Origin of the sequence: Chryseolinea lacunae (genome assembly GCF_016735595.1) — a bacterium.
Taxonomy (GTDB): Bacteria; Bacteroidota; Bacteroidia; order Cytophagales; family Cyclobacteriaceae; genus Chryseolinea; species Chryseolinea lacunae.
Genome location: NZ_JAERRB010000003.1, coordinates 449,858 through 463,953, shown reverse-complemented (window position 1 = coordinate 463,953; position 14,096 = coordinate 449,858). Strand labels below are relative to the sequence as shown.

13 protein-coding genes are annotated in these 14,096 nt (G+C 50.1%); 7 read left to right on the top strand and 6 right to left on the bottom strand.

Annotated features, from left to right (window positions below):
- Positions 1-13: 13 nt before the first annotated feature.
- Positions 14-415 carry a hypothetical protein gene (locus tag JI741_RS11165; RefSeq protein WP_202009288.1) on the bottom strand — a complete coding sequence of 134 codons (402 nt, stop codon included), beginning with the start codon at positions 413-415 and terminating at the stop codon, positions 14-16.
- On the bottom strand, positions 412-990 hold the full coding sequence (locus tag JI741_RS11160; RefSeq protein ID WP_202009286.1) for an RNA polymerase sigma factor: 579 nt from the start codon (positions 988-990) through the stop codon (positions 412-414). The genes JI741_RS11165 and JI741_RS11160 overlap by 4 nt, the downstream gene beginning before the upstream one ends.
- Positions 991-1,114: 124 nt before the next feature.
- Here JI741_RS11160 and JI741_RS11155 point away from each other — a divergent pair, with 124 nt between their 5' ends.
- Together JI741_RS11155 and JI741_RS11150 are read left to right on the top strand one after the other, a co-directional pair.
- Positions 1,115-1,471 carry a DUF6249 domain-containing protein gene (locus tag JI741_RS11155; RefSeq protein WP_202009284.1) on the top strand — a complete coding sequence of 119 codons (357 nt, stop codon included), beginning with the start codon at positions 1,115-1,117 and terminating at the stop codon, positions 1,469-1,471.
- Between the two features lie 46 nt (positions 1,472-1,517).
- Positions 1,518-3,947 carry an ABC transporter permease gene (locus tag JI741_RS11150; RefSeq protein ID WP_202009282.1) on the top strand — a complete coding sequence of 810 codons (2,430 nt, stop codon included), beginning with the start codon at positions 1,518-1,520 and terminating at the stop codon, positions 3,945-3,947.
- A 67-nt stretch (positions 3,948-4,014) separates the two neighbouring features.
- Here the strand turns inward: JI741_RS11150 and JI741_RS11145 are convergent, their stop codons facing one another.
- On the bottom strand, positions 4,015-5,235 hold the full coding sequence (locus JI741_RS11145) for a BaiN/RdsA family NAD(P)/FAD-dependent oxidoreductase (protein ID WP_202009280.1): 1,221 nt from the start codon (positions 5,233-5,235) through the stop codon (positions 4,015-4,017).
- 113 nt (positions 5,236-5,348) lie between these two features.
- On the opposite strand from JI741_RS11145, the gene JI741_RS11140 reads away from it, so the two are divergent.
- Positions 5,349-6,566 carry a THUMP-like domain-containing protein gene (locus JI741_RS11140; protein WP_202009279.1) on the top strand — a complete coding sequence of 406 codons (1,218 nt, stop codon included), beginning with the start codon at positions 5,349-5,351 and terminating at the stop codon, positions 6,564-6,566.
- Here JI741_RS11140 and JI741_RS11135 read toward each other — a convergent pair whose 3' ends face one another.
- Positions 6,567-7,088, bottom strand: coding sequence for a peroxiredoxin family protein (locus JI741_RS11135; protein ID WP_202009277.1), 522 nt, complete (start codon positions 7,086-7,088; stop codon positions 6,567-6,569).
- On the bottom strand, positions 7,085-7,282 hold the full coding sequence (locus JI741_RS11130; protein WP_202009275.1) for a hypothetical protein: 198 nt from the start codon (positions 7,280-7,282) through the stop codon (positions 7,085-7,087). Before JI741_RS11130 ends, JI741_RS11135 begins: the two co-directional genes overlap by 4 nt.
- Before the next feature lie 117 nt (positions 7,283-7,399).
- On the opposite strand from JI741_RS11130, the gene mfd reads away from it, so the two are divergent.
- Complete coding sequence (gene mfd, locus JI741_RS11125; RefSeq protein WP_202009273.1) at positions 7,400-10,774, top strand: transcription-repair coupling factor; 3,375 nt, start codon at positions 7,400-7,402, stop codon at positions 10,772-10,774.
- 483 nt (positions 10,775-11,257) lie between these two features.
- Positions 11,258-12,490, top strand: a complete 1,233-nt coding sequence (gene gldJ / locus JI741_RS11120; protein WP_202009271.1) for a gliding motility lipoprotein GldJ — start codon at positions 11,258-11,260, stop codon at positions 12,488-12,490.
- Positions 12,491-12,538: 48 nt separating this feature from the next.
- On the opposite strand, the gene JI741_RS11115 is transcribed toward gldJ, so the two are convergent.
- Positions 12,539-13,240: a ComF family protein gene (locus JI741_RS11115; RefSeq protein ID WP_236676000.1), complete on the bottom strand. Its 702-nt coding sequence runs from the start codon at positions 13,238-13,240 to the stop codon at positions 12,539-12,541.
- 63 nt (positions 13,241-13,303) lie between these two features.
- Between JI741_RS11115 and JI741_RS11110 the strand changes: the two genes are divergently transcribed.
- Together JI741_RS11110 and JI741_RS11105 are read left to right on the top strand one after the other, a co-directional pair.
- The gene (locus JI741_RS11110; protein ID WP_202009269.1) at positions 13,304-13,645 is read left to right on the top strand and encodes a carboxymuconolactone decarboxylase family protein; all 342 of its coding nucleotides are present in this window, start codon (positions 13,304-13,306) and stop codon (positions 13,643-13,645) included.
- The gene (locus tag JI741_RS11105; RefSeq protein WP_202009266.1) at positions 13,638-14,024 is read left to right on the top strand and encodes a hypothetical protein; all 387 of its coding nucleotides are present in this window, start codon (positions 13,638-13,640) and stop codon (positions 14,022-14,024) included. The genes JI741_RS11110 and JI741_RS11105 overlap by 8 nt, the downstream gene beginning before the upstream one ends.
- Positions 14,025-14,096 lie beyond the last annotated feature (72 nt).

Below are 14,096 nucleotides of genomic sequence, written 5' to 3'. Positions count from 1 at the left end.
GTGCAAAAAAAGGTTAGGTGCCTGCAGTCTTGCTTCGGATGAACCGTTTGTCGACGAAATGCAGCAAGCCGATAAACAACACACCAAATATTAACAAGCCCTCATTGCTTTTTAACGCGCTGAACACGCCCAGGCTAAATTTAAAATTGGTGACTACAACGGCGGTGATAAACGCCGCCAGCAACAACACTGCGCCCAGCCCAAACCAAATATATTCGCGTGTCGCAATTCGCGCACTCTGTTTTTGCATGACCTTCTGCGCGACGCGGTCGGCAAATGCGAGCGGCAACACAAAATCGGGTTCTTGCTTCAACGCACCAAACACCTGGCGGTAGCTTCTTGCATCAGCATCGTCGCCGTGCACAGGTTTGCCACCTTCCACATTCTTCTGCATTTCTTCTTCGTAGGCATTCATAGCAATTCTTCTTTACCAATATACTGCTTTACTTTTTCTTTCAACAAATTCCGGGCGCGAAACAGGTAGCTCTTCACCGTGCCCTCCGGCAGATTGGTCACCTGGCCAATCTCGGCATAGCTCATGGCCTCCACATGATAGAGCGTCAATATCGCTTTATACTGTGGCGGCAGCGCATCCACCAGGGTCAACACAAAGGCATTCATGTCCTGATCAGACAACAACGTTTCCGGGTTTTCGGATTCCACGAAAAAAGCTCCGGCGTGTTCTTCGTGCATCAGGTCATACATCGGGATTTTCTGCTTTCGCATCCAATTGATGGCATGACGATAGGCGATGGTGGCGATCCACGTGGATAGCCTGGATTGAAAGCTGAATTCGGAGAGCTTTTCGTGAACCTTCAGAAAAACATCCTGGCAAAGCTCTTCGCGCTCTTCATTGTTTTTCACCAAACGGCCAATCATGTGCGCCACAAGCCTTTCGTGTTGCCGGATAAGCAACCGGAAAGCCTGCACATCTCCTTCTAAAACCTGGGAAACAAGCGCGTAGTCATCCGTCATGGCTTGGTGAGACATCGCTTTGGGCGATGATGTTGCAGGGAAAGTAAAATATTTTTTTTACCAAAGCTGCAACATCGCCAAAACGTTTCGTGTCTTACGCTTCATAAAACAAAAAACACCGACTTTAATCCATACCATTATGAACGAAAGCTTAAGAGACGTATTGATGCCACTCACCATTATCGGAACGTTTGGCACTTCCCTGATCCTCTTCACCCGCGCCATCACCGACTACATCCTGAAAAAGAAAATGATCGAAAAGGGATTCGTGAATGAGGACACACAGGCCATCTTTAAACGCCATGCCGAAGAGGCCGAAAACAAGTACAGCCCGCTCAAGTGGGGAATCATCATCCTGTTTGCCGGTTTGGCCCTCATCATACTCGAATATGTTCCCTACGAACGCGACTCCCCTCTGCCCTATGGCATCTTCGCGGTTTCGGTTTCCGTTGGATTTCTGATCTACTATGCTTTGGTGCGACGGAGTTTGAAATAATTCCGCCCTTCTTTCAAAAGACTCTTTCTCCAAAAGCATACTCAACATGATCCGCAACTACGTTCTCGTGGCTTTCCGGAACATCCGGCGTCACAAAGTCTTTTCGTTCATCAACATTCTGGGGTTGGCCGTCAGCATGTCCGTTTGCCTGGGCATCATCATGCTGGTGGCCGACCAGTTGAGCTACGATCGCTACAACACCAAACACGATCGCATCTATCGCGTAGTGACCCGCAACCTGAATCCCGACGGGTCGTCGGCCGGCAATGACTATTCAACCTCACCCCAAATGCTGGCCCAAGCGCTCACCGAAGATTTCACCGGCGTTGAAAAAGCCGTGCGCTTTCGCCGCGGTTTCGGAAACACCTGGATCGACAAAGAGCCGGAGTTCGACGTGAACATTCCCGTGGCCGGGCTCTTTGCCGATCCCGACGCCCTCGACGTGTTTGAGTGGGAACTGGAACACGGCGACGCCAAAACAGCGTTGGTCAAACCTCACTCCGTGGTGCTCACCCGCAAAGCCGCCAACAAGTTGTTCAAGCAACCAAATCCGGTAGGCGAAACAATCAAGGTCGGTCGGTTGGGAGTCTATACCGTGACGGGCGTGATGAAAGAAAAAAATCAAAAGACCCACATCGCCTTCGAAGCGCTGGCGTCGTATGCCACGCTCAAAAGTCTGGAAGCCGACAGCATCTTTTCGAAAACCGACAACGACTATGGCAGCTGGACAGCAGGCTGGGTTTATCTTCTGTTGGAAAAAGGACATCGCGCGCAGGAAATAGAAAAGAACCTGGCGGCGATTGCCAAAAAACATGAAGGCGAAAAAGCAGCGACCGAAGCCAAAAACAAATTCCATTTCTATCTGCAAAGCCTCACCAACATCACACCCGGTCCGTTCATCAACAATCCCATCGGCCCGTTCATGCCAAATTTGTTTGTGTACTTCTTTGGCGGGTTGGCCGGCATCGTCATGCTCACCTCGTGTTTCAACTACACCAACCTCAGCATTGCGCGATCGCTGACCCGGGCACGCGAAATTGGTGTGCGCAAAGTGAATGGCGCCAACCGCTTTCAAATATTCTCACAGTTTCTTTCCGAGTCGGTCATCATTGCGCTGTGTTCGCTGGCTTTAGGTGTGATGTTGTTGCTGGTGGTGAAGCCGTTTTTGCTGAGCCTGGAGTTTGCGCAAATGCTGCATTGGGATTTGCAAGGCAGCGCTTCTGTGTACCTGGTTTTTGTGTTGTTTAGTTTGATCGTTGGCCTGTTGGCAGGAATTTTTCCAGCGGCCGTTCTTTCAAAATTCAAACCCGTGAAAGTTTTGAAGGGTGCCGGATCAATGCGTTTGTTTTCCAAAATGGGTTTACGAAAAACGTTGCTTGTGGGGCAGTTTGCGCTGTCGCTTATTTTTATTCTCTCCGTGCTGGTGCTCTATAATCAACTGAATTTGTTTGTGCGGGCCGACCACGGTTTCGACATGGCCAACAAGATCAACGTTCGTGTGAAGGGTGTGGCGGTGCAAACTCTTCAGGCCGAATTGAGTCGCTACAGCAACATTCAAAACGTTGCCGCCGCATCGCACATTCCGGCCACAGGCGTTACGTTCAGCGATGGCTTCAAACGTTCGCCGCTCGACACGGAAGACACCAGCCTCGACTACTTCTTTGTGGATGCAAACTATCTCGACAACATGAACGTGGCGCTGGTGGCCGGACGCAACTTCAAAACAGCAGACGGCGCAGCAAACAAACACTTCCTGCTAATCAACGAAACGGCGCAACGCGATCTTCATTTCAACACACCCGCCGATGCGCTGGGAGAAGTGCTGTACCTGAACGACGACTCCATTAAGTTCGAAATCATTGGCGTGGTGAAAGACTACAATCACCAATTCATGATGTCGAAAATTGAAGGCATGACCTTGCGTTACGACGAAGAACAATACCGTGTGCTACAGGTGAAATATTCAGGCAATCACGATCAGGCCGTGAAATCCATTGAGCGGGCCTGGACGCGTGCAAACCCGGGGATGAAACTCGACTATAAAGATTTTGACGAAGAGGTTCGCTTCCTCTACAATTTCATCTTCAAAGATCTTGTGGGTGTGATTGGTGTGATCGCGTTCATGGCCATTTTCATCTCATGCCTTGGGTTGTTGGGCATGGCGACCTACGCCACCGAAACACGACTCAAAGAAATTTCCATTCGAAAAATTCTGGGGTCGACCGACCAGGCGTTGGTTGTGTTGCTTTCGAAAAGCTTTTTGATTTTGCTTGCCATTGCCGTCGTCATTGCCGTGCCAGCTGCGTGGTTTCTCAACAATCTGTGGTTGCAAATGATTGCCTATCACACCGAGTTCAGTTTCGGCGTGATCTGCTCTGGTGTTTTGATACTCATCGTCATGGGCATGCTCACCGTTGGATCGCAAACTGTGCGTGCGGCCTTTGCCAATCCGGTAGATAATCTCAAGAACGAATAGCGATTAGGGAATTTCGTTCGCTTGAAAAAGTAAAGGCAATCCTCACCGATTGCCTTTCTTTTTTTCTTCAACTTGTCGCAATGGTTTTGGCGGCAACATAGGCCGTGGTCCATGCAGCCTGAAAATTGAACCCACCGGTTTCGCCGTCAATGTTCAACACCTCACCCGCGAAGAAGAGATTCTTTATGGTCTTGCTCTGCATGGTGTCGAGGTCTATCGTTTTCACATCAACACCGCCGCAGGTAACAAACTCTTCTTTGAAGGTGGTCTTCCCTTTTATCTGAAACGGGCAACGGATAAGAAACTCCATCAGCTTGTTCATATTTTTCTGTGGAAGGTCGGCCCATATTTTTTGCGCGTCAATCTCCGCCAGCGAGCACAACCTTTCCCACAGACGCTGCGGCAAGCCGAAGAGCGGATTGGTCACAATTTTCTGTTTTCCTTTTTGTGCTTTGTGTTCTTGGAGACCGGCCATGAAGTCGGCCTCTTTCACAGCGCCGATCCAACTCACCAACACCTGAAAGGTATAGTGAATGCCATGCAAATATTCCGCCGCCCACGCCGAAAGTTTTATCACCGCCGGACCGCTCAATCCCCAATGGGTGATCAACAATGGCCCTTGCTGACTGAATTTTGTTCCCGTAATTTTCACTTCCGCGTTTGGCACGGCAATGCCCATGAGGTCGCTAAAATTTTTTTCGGCTTCGTTAAATGTGAAGAGCGATGGAATGGGTTTCAACACGGCGTGGCCTGTGTCGGCAATCCACTGATAGGCGCCAGCATTGGGACTTCCGCCCGTGGCGATCAGCACTTTCGCTGCATGATAGGTTTCGGTGTCTGTTGTGATAAGAAATTCTTCCTCTTCTTTGCGAAGAGAAAGCACTGCTGCTTCCATTTCGATGCGGATTTTGTGCCGCTGAACCTCGCGCATAAAACAATCGATAATGGTCTGAGAGCTATCGGTGTCGGGAAACATGCGGCCATCGTCTTCCACTTTCAGCGACACGCCCTTCCCTTCGAACCAGGCCACGGTATTGCCCGCATGAAACGATTTGAAAAGATTCTTCAAGGCTTTCTCGCCCCTGGGATAATGACGGGCCAGTTCAAACGGATTGATACAGTCGTGTGTCACATTGCAACGACCACCACCGGATACTTTCACCTTCGTGAGCAGTTTCGTTGTTTTTTCGAGAATCAGAATTTTCAGGCCAGGCTTTTGCTCCGCTGCCTGAATGGCCCCAAAGAAACCGGCAGCGCCGCCCCCGATAACAACAAGATCGAATTTCATTTTTTGAAGCCGTTGCGTTTGCCCGTAAAGATAGGCCGACCATCCCTATGAGTTGACAAGGTTGCTCATAAAAGTAAGCAACTCAAATCCTATCTTTGCCAAAATACCATTTCTTGCTCAACGATCTCCTTTCTCCAACGGTGCAGCATTTTGTTCGCGAACACGAGCGCGACGACGTGAAGACGCTGCTTCTGAAACACCGCGATGTGAACGGCGTGCCCATGGGCGTGGTGGCCGACCAGATCACCGGTCGGAAAAAAGCGAAAGAGAAAATTCCGTTGCTCTATGAAACCGAGGGAATCGTTTATCCTCCCGGCATCAATCTGGAACAGAGCTCGTCTCAGAAAACGGCATTGTTCAAAAACCGCTGGCTGAATTTCCTGGCTTCAAAAAATCTTTGCGTCGACCTCACGGGTGGGTTTGGCATCGACAGCTTGTTCTTCAGCCACATCTTTGCAGCCGTGCACTACGTGGAGCCCAACCACAACCTGCTCACCATTGTGCAACACAACCATCGCCAACTGAAGGCCGTGAACATTACCCATCACCCATCCACGGCCGAAGATTTTCTACTGAAGTTTGCCAGCCCAACCAGTGATGTGAAGGGAAAGGCCGACCTTGTCTACATCGATCCATCGCGGCGAAACAAAGCAAATCAAAAAGTTTTTTCACTAACCGAGTGCGAGCCCGACATCACCCTATTGCAGTCTTCTGTCTTCGAAATCACAGATCACCTTCTCGTAAAAACGTCGCCGTTGCTCGACCTTCAGCAAGGTTTGAAAGAGCTAAAGCATGTGAAGAACATCGTGGTGGTGGCTGTGGAGAACGAATGCAAGGAAGTTCTGTTTTTTTGCGAGCGAAATTTCAGTGGCGAAGCTGTGATCGAAACGGTTAACATGATGAAGAACGATGACGAGTTGTTCTCTTTTTCTTTGTCGGAAGAGCGTGAGGCGGCTGTCATCTACGGTGAGCCGTTGCAATATCTCTATGAACCCAATGCGGCCATTTTGAAAGCGGGTGCTTTTAAGAGCATCGCCCAAAAATTTCAACTTCACAAACTTCACGCCAGCACACACCTCTACACAGCGTCTACGCGGCTTGATTTTTTTCCGGGGCGGATTTTCGAAATCGTGGCGCACGTGAAACCTTCTGCAAAACTTTTGTCACCGTTTTTTCCCGAGGGCAAGGCCAACATCACCACGCGCAACTATCCCCTCAGCGTAGACGAGCTGAAAAAGAAAACGGGGTTGAGCGATGGAGGCCACGACTACCTGATTGGTTTCTCGGGGCAGAAAGAAAAATTTCTGGTGGCCGCGAAACGCCTGCGTTGATCACAACACTTTCAGAATATCGTCGATGGGAGTTTCGCCGTTGAAATGTTTTATCAGCAAATGTTCCGCCGAGTAAACATAGAGCGATGGCGCGGAAATGGAACCAAATGTGTCGATCACATTCTCCACCGTGGTGAGCGCAAAGTGCACGTTGATTTGGTCTTTAAACTTATAGGTCTTGGCAAATTCCACAGATTCTTCAACAGACGATGCCGAGATGAAATACACCTCATAGTCCTCAAAGGCACTCATGTTATCGCGGATGGCAGTCGACTCGCGTTGACAATGGTCGCAGTCGGGCTGAAACAGGATGAGGATGGTTTTTCCCTTCAGGTCTTTCAGGTTCACCGGCGCTCCGTTCACCAGATTCACTACCAGGTTAGGCAGGTCGCTGGCGGGCGGGGCTGGCACCGCCGGTGTGGAATCGGCCTTAACCTGTTTTGAGGTTTCTTGATTTGTTGTCGGTTTTCCGCAGGCAACGGCCAGCAGCAGGAGCAAGGGCAGCAGGTTTCTATTTTTCATGAGGGCAAAATCCATATCAGGAGCCAATATACTAGATAGGTCACGATCCCCACACTGCCGTAGAGTTTAATAACCTTGCGGCGGTTTTGCACGTCTTCCCACCACAGCATGGCCCACGGCTTGAAAAGGCCAATCACCAGAAATACAAATGCCGTGATGCTGCAAAACAAAAAGATCTGTGTGAAGAAATACATGGATCAAAAATAACAGTTTTTTCGTTGAGTCTTTTTGGATCGGCGCTGGCGCCCAACCTATCTTTGTCGCCTTGTCGCTTTCCGGAGCAGAGAGATTTCCATAACCGATACCGAATATTGAGGGCGAACGATTTTCTTAGCATCTACACCGCGGATGGTTTCATCAAGACCGTTGCCGCAGGGATAAAAACGCCCACCCAAACCAACGTACAAATCAAAGGCCTCACGGGAAGTCTCGATGCCCTGGTGCTGGCCGCCGCGTTCAAACTTCATCCTCAGGACTACATCGTTGTTTTGCACGACCGCGAGGAAGCCGCCTACTTTCAAAACGACCTTCAGAATCTTTTGGGACGGGAAATCCTGATTTTCCCCATGTCCTACAAGCGGCCCTACGAATACGACGAAACCGAAAACGCCAACATCCTCATGCGGGCCGAAGTGTTGAACCACCTGGCCAACAAAACCACGCCCGACATCATTGTTACCTATCCCGAAGCGCTTAGCGAAAAGGTTATCAACAAGCGGTCGCTGGCGTCGAACACCTTCACGGTCACGCTGGGCGAAAAGCTGGAAGTGGCTTTTCTGGAAGAATTTCTCCACAACTACGATTTCGAAAAAACTGACTTTGTGTATGAAGCCGGCCAGTTTGCCGTGCGCGGGGGCATCATCGACGTGTTTTCGTTTGCCAACGAACTCCCCTGTCGCATCGAACTTTTCGGCGAAGAAGTAGACAGCATCCGCACCTTCGATCCGGGGTCACAGCTTTCGGTAGACACCTTGCAGAAGGTGAACATCATTCCCAACGTGCAGTCCAAGCTGATGCAGGAAGAACGCCAGTCGTTCATCGAATTCATTTCGTCCAACACGCGCCTTTGGTTCAAAGACGTGGCGATGACCCGCGACATCATTCAGAAAACATACGAGAAAGCAAAAGACTCTTTCGACAAAATAAAAAAGACCAGCAACACACAGGTCATTTCCACTGCCGACATTTTGTTTGACGACGGCAATGCGTTCACAAAAAAAACGGCGGCGTTTCACAGCATCGAGTTTGGAAGCCGCTTCATTTTTGAAGGCGCACAGCGTTTCGATTTTCATGCGGCGGCACAACCGTCGTTTAACAAAAACTTCGAGCTGCTCGCACAGGATCTGTATGATCAGCAAATGCAGGGCTTCAGCAACTTCATCACCGCCGAAGCTCCCCGGCAAACCGAACGTCTCAAAGGAATCTTTGAAGAAATAAACGCTGACCTTCGCTTCCAGCCCCTCGACTTTGCATTACGCCAGGGTTTTATCGATAGCATTCTGAAAATTGTTTGCTACACCGATCACCAGATCTTCGAACGTTTTCACCGCTATCGCGCCAAAGAGAAATTCACAAAATCAAAAGCCCTCACGCTTCGCGAGCTGCAAACGCTTAGCCCTGGCGACTTCGTAACACACATCGACTATGGCATCGCCAAGTTTGCCGGTCTCGAAAAAAAGGAAGTGAACGGTCACGACCAGGAAGCGATTCGACTCGTGTTTCGCGATGACGATTTGCTTTACGTGAGCATTCACTCCCTTCACAAAATTTCCAAATACTCAGGCAAAGACGGTTCGCCGCCCGTCATCAGCAAACTGGGAACGCAGGAGTGGGAGAACAAAAAATCCAAAGCCAAGAAGCGCGTCAAAGACATTGCAAAAGAGCTGATCTCGCTCTATGCAAAACGAAAAACAGCACCCGGCTTTGCCTATCCGCCCGACGGTTTCTTGCAAGCCGAACTCGAATCGTCGTTCATGTATGAAGACACGGTCGATCAGGCCCGCGCCACCGAAGATGTGAAGCGCGACATGCAACAACCTCACCCCATGGACCGGCTGGTTTGCGGCGACGTGGGTTTTGGAAAAACAGAAGTGGCTGTGCGCGCCGCTTTCAAAGCCGCCACCGAGGGAAAACAAGTGGCCGTGCTAGTGCCCACCACCATTCTGGCCATGCAGCATCACCGCACCTTCAGCGAAAGGCTTTCCGCGTTCCCGGTGAACATCGAATATGTGTCGCGTTTCAAAACCGAAAAAGAAATCAAGGAAATTCTTCAAGACGTAAAAGACGGCAAAATCAACATCCTCATCGGAACACACCGCGTGGTGAGCAAAGACATCCAGTTCAAAGACCTGGGGTTGCTCATCATCGATGAAGAGCAAAAGTTTGGCGTGAAGGTGAAAGACCGGTTGAAAGAATTGAAAGTGAACGTTGACGTGCTCACCCTCACGGCCACACCTATACCGCGCACGTTGCATTTTTCATTGATGGGTGCGCGCGACCTCAGCATCATTTCCACACCACCGCCAAATCGACAACCCGTCACCACCGAATTGCACGTGTTCAACGAAGCGCTTGTGCGCGATGCCGTGAGCTATGAATTGCGCAGGGGAGGTCAGGTGTTTTTTGTGCACAACCGGGTGAGCGACATCGAAGAAGTGGCCAATGTTATTTATCGCCTTGTTCCCGATTCGCGCATCGGCATTGCCCACGGCCAGATGGAAGGCGACAAGCTGGAGAAAGTGATGATGCGCTTTATCGACGGCGAATACGATGTGCTGGTGTCGACCAATATTATCGAATCGGGTCTCGACATTCCGAACGCCAACACCATCATGATCAACCACGCCCACATGTTTGGCCTGTCGGATCTTCACCAGATGCGCGGCCGAGTGGGGCGATCGAACAAGAAAGCTTTTTGTTATTTGCTCACGCCGCCCACATCGTTGCTCACGGCCGATTCGCGCAAACGGCTCGGCGCCTTGGAGGAATTTTCAGAATTGGGCGACGGTTTCAAAGTGGCCATGCGCGACCTCGATATCCGTGGCGCCGGCAACTTGCTGGGTGGAGAGCAAAGCGGTTTCATTACCGACCTCGGCTTCGACACCTACCACAAAATTCTGGACGACGCCATTCAGGAACTGAAGGAAACCGACTTCAAAGATTTGTTCAAAACGGAGCTCGAAGAAAAGGCAAAACTCATTGTTCAGGATTGCGTGATCGAAACCGATCTGGAAATTCTCATTCCCGACAACTACGTGAACAACATCAGCGAGCGTTTGCAACTTTACTCGCGCCTCGACAACATCAAGGACGAAAAACAATTGAAAGAATTTGGCGACGAAGTGAAGGACCGGTTTGGTCCGTTGCCCGCGGCCACCGAAGAGTTGATCAACACGGTGCGGCTACGCTGGCTGGGAGAAAAATTGGGCTTCGAAAAACTAAGCCTCAAGAACGACAAGGTGCGGGCTTTCTTTATCAGCAACAACGACAAGTATTTCAGTTCCGACGTGTTCGGTCACATCCTTGCCTTTGTTCAAAAGCACCCGCGGCAGTGCAAAATGAAAGACAGCGCGGGAAAAGCCATGCTGGTGATTGAGGGCATCAAAACAGTTGACGCCGCCATTGACCTGCTCGGTCAGATGGCCATTCAGAGTCCCAAGTCGCTCAACGAAACTTTGTCAAGGTAAGGCTCAAGGCCAAGTGTTTTTTCAAACGCGTTGATCATTAACACTTTCTGATAGCGGGGAGAGTAGAAAACCTCGATGAAAAACCCGTCGGCGAAGTATAAAAATACTTTGCAATCCGAGAGGGTACGCTGCGATAAATAGTTGCCGTAAAAGGTGATAACATCACATTTCTTTTCGAAGGGCATTACTCTAAAATCTTCCAGGGTATACATAACTTTTCGCTTTTGCATTACCCTTTTAGAAATTCTGTGCCACTCGCTTCGCCCCTTCAAAATGTTCACTAAACGGCATTAATCCGTGTTCGGCTTCCCAAAACTGGAGATCCAATTCTCGAAACAATAAATTGGCAATAAGTGCTTGAGCAAAGCGTTCTTAAGTCGCAGGTTTCTATTCCGTTACAGATTCATCAATAAACTTGCACCTACTTGGAAAACATGGGATTATCCTTTTAATTAGCATTTGGTTTAAAAATCGAAAATCACAATGAGGTATTTTTTCAGGGTTGTTTTGTATGTAATTGGCGGATCGGTGGCCCTGTCTGCCTGTTCACTTTTTGGAGGCAAAGGCGGAAAGCCTACGGCTCAGAACCCGGGTCAGAACAGTACGGCCACAGGCCTTGCCTACAATGACGAAGATCAGGGCGGTTTCATGGTTAATCCTTACGAAGGTCAGCCCGATGCACCGAACATGGTGTTCATCGAAGGCGGTCGCGCCGTAATGGGTTCCTTTGAAGAAGATGTGATGTCGTATCGCGACAACATTGAAAGAACAGTTTCGGTGGCATCGTTCTATATGGACGAAACTGAAATTGCCAACGTGCATTGGCTGGAATACATGCACTACCTCGCGAAAGATTCTTCGCAGGAAGCCTACCAGGCAGCCCTTCCCGACACCACCGTGTGGGTTGGAAAACTTGCCTTCAACGATCCTTATGTAGAACATTATCTCCGCTATCCCGGCTTCCGCTATTTCCCTGTAGTGGGTATCACCTGGAGCCAGGCTAGCAAATATGCTGTGTGGAGAACCCGCGCCGTAAACATCAAACTGGCCGAAGATGCTGGTGAAGAGTATGCCGAAAGCGATGGCCGCATTCCTTTGGAATCGGGTATCGTGGTTCCGGCCTACCGCCTGCCGACAGAAGCTGAATGGGAATATGCTGCTCAAGCCCTCATCGGAACACAGTGGCTCGAAGAATTGCAAACGCACCAACGCATCTATCCTTGGGATGGTCACGCCGTTCGTAACCCTTATGGCAAACAGATGGGTTTCATGCTCGCAAACTTCAAACGCGGTCGTGGTGACTACGCCGGTATCGCCGGTCGTCTGAACGATGGTGCGTTGATCACCTCTTATATATATGAGTATCCTCCCAACGACTACGGGCTCTACAACATGGCCGGTAACGTGAGCGAGTGGGTGCAAGATATCTACCGCCCGATGTCCTTCCAGGATTTCGACGATCTGAACCCTATCCGCCGCGATGGTTTCCTCGATCCCGCATCTGGAACAAACTCTGGCTACAACAGCGATTTCGAAAAGAACCCTGAGTCGTTCACTTCATTGATCACCGACCGCGCCCGTGTATACAAAGGCGGCTCGTGGAAAGATGTTGCATATTGGATGTCGCCCGGTACAAGAAGATACCTCGATCAGGATTCAGCCACAGCCACCATCGGCTTCCGCTGCGCCATGATCCGCGCCGGTTCGAACTACTAAGCATCAGCCTGAAAGAAATAGAAAGCCCCGACAATGTCGGGGCTTTTTTTATGTCTCTGCAATACAGGCCAAACTCACCGAGGCGCATCCCGCTCCGAGCAACAAGTGGCCGCACGTTTCGATGGTGGCGCCGGTGGTGATCACGTCATCTACCAAAAGAATTCTCTTACCGACGATCTGTTGTTGATCCACAATGCGGAAAACGTCGGCCATGTTTTCCCATCGGTTCAGTTTCGATTTCCGGGTTTGTGTTTCGGTTTTCCGCTGGCGGACCAGCACGTTGTCGGAAAATGAAATGCCCAATTTCTCCGAAAGCCCTTCGGCAAATTTTGCACTTTGGTTGTAGCCCCGCTTGCGTTTGCGCGACGGATGCAACGGCACCGGGAGAATGATGTCGAAGGCCGATGCCAGATTGGCCTGGACCAGCTTTTCGCCATAAACACGGCCGAGCATCACGCCTATTTCCGGATGATTTTTGTATTTGAGCTGGTGGAGCAATTGCTGCACACGCCCACTTTTGTTGAACTTGAAGAGCGCCATGGCGTGGGCGATGGGTATTCGAAAACTTAAACGCGAAAACAAGGCATTGTCGGCCACCACGTGATCATCGGTTTGCGGCATCTCAACTATGCAGTTAGTGCAGACCAGATCCTCGCCTTTGGCAAGCGGGCCCGAACAGGCCAGGCAATAGCGCGGGAAGAACAGCGAAACAAAATCGTCCAGAATTTCGATGGCCCGTAGATTCATCATTTAGGAATATATTTGCGGCTAACTGTGTTTCTAAAGTAATTCAAAATAACCAAAGTTTTCCGTATGGGATTAGTAGAAGATTTTAATGCCTATCGCAGCAAAATGAACGATAAGATCATGGACTCCGACAGCCTGATCATTAAACGCATATTCAACCTCGACACCAACGCCTACACCGAGGGCCACCTCGACCTCAAATCGAAAGAGCTGATCGGGCTCACGTGTTCGCTCGTGCTCCGGTGCGACGACTGTGTGAAATACCATTTGGGAAAAAGCAAGGAGGTGGGCCTCACCACCGAGCAAGTGCAGGAAGCCATGGGCATTGCCACACTCATTGGCGGAACCATTGTGATTCCACACCTTCGTAGAGCGTTCGAATACTGGGAAGAGCTGAATCATGTTTAAGCGCGACCTCGATCTCGAACGAAGCTGGTCGGCATTGATCACCGGCCTCGAAACCCTGGTGGGTAAAAAACCCAAAGACCTCAACGCGGTGTTGTTCCTCATCGGCGTGCAGGAGCTCGGCAAAGGCAGCAAAGTTTTCAGCAAAGAAGAAAAGCAGGACCTCATGCACATCGGCATCTGCAAAGTGCTGAGCCTGGCGGGCTACTACGAGCTGGAGGGCTTGGACCAGGACGGTTGGCCGCATTGGAAAATGATCAAGAAACTTCCGCACTTCGATTTGCTGGAACAGGAGAAGCTTTTGAAAATGCAGGTGCTTGAATATTTCGAAAAGGAGTTTGATTGGACTTTTCAGAAACCTCCCGAGGCGCCGGCAGACTGAAGCCCACATGCGGGCGTTATTTTGTGAAAACGTTTAGAAGCCCGTATCTTAGAAAGACATTCAACTTTGACG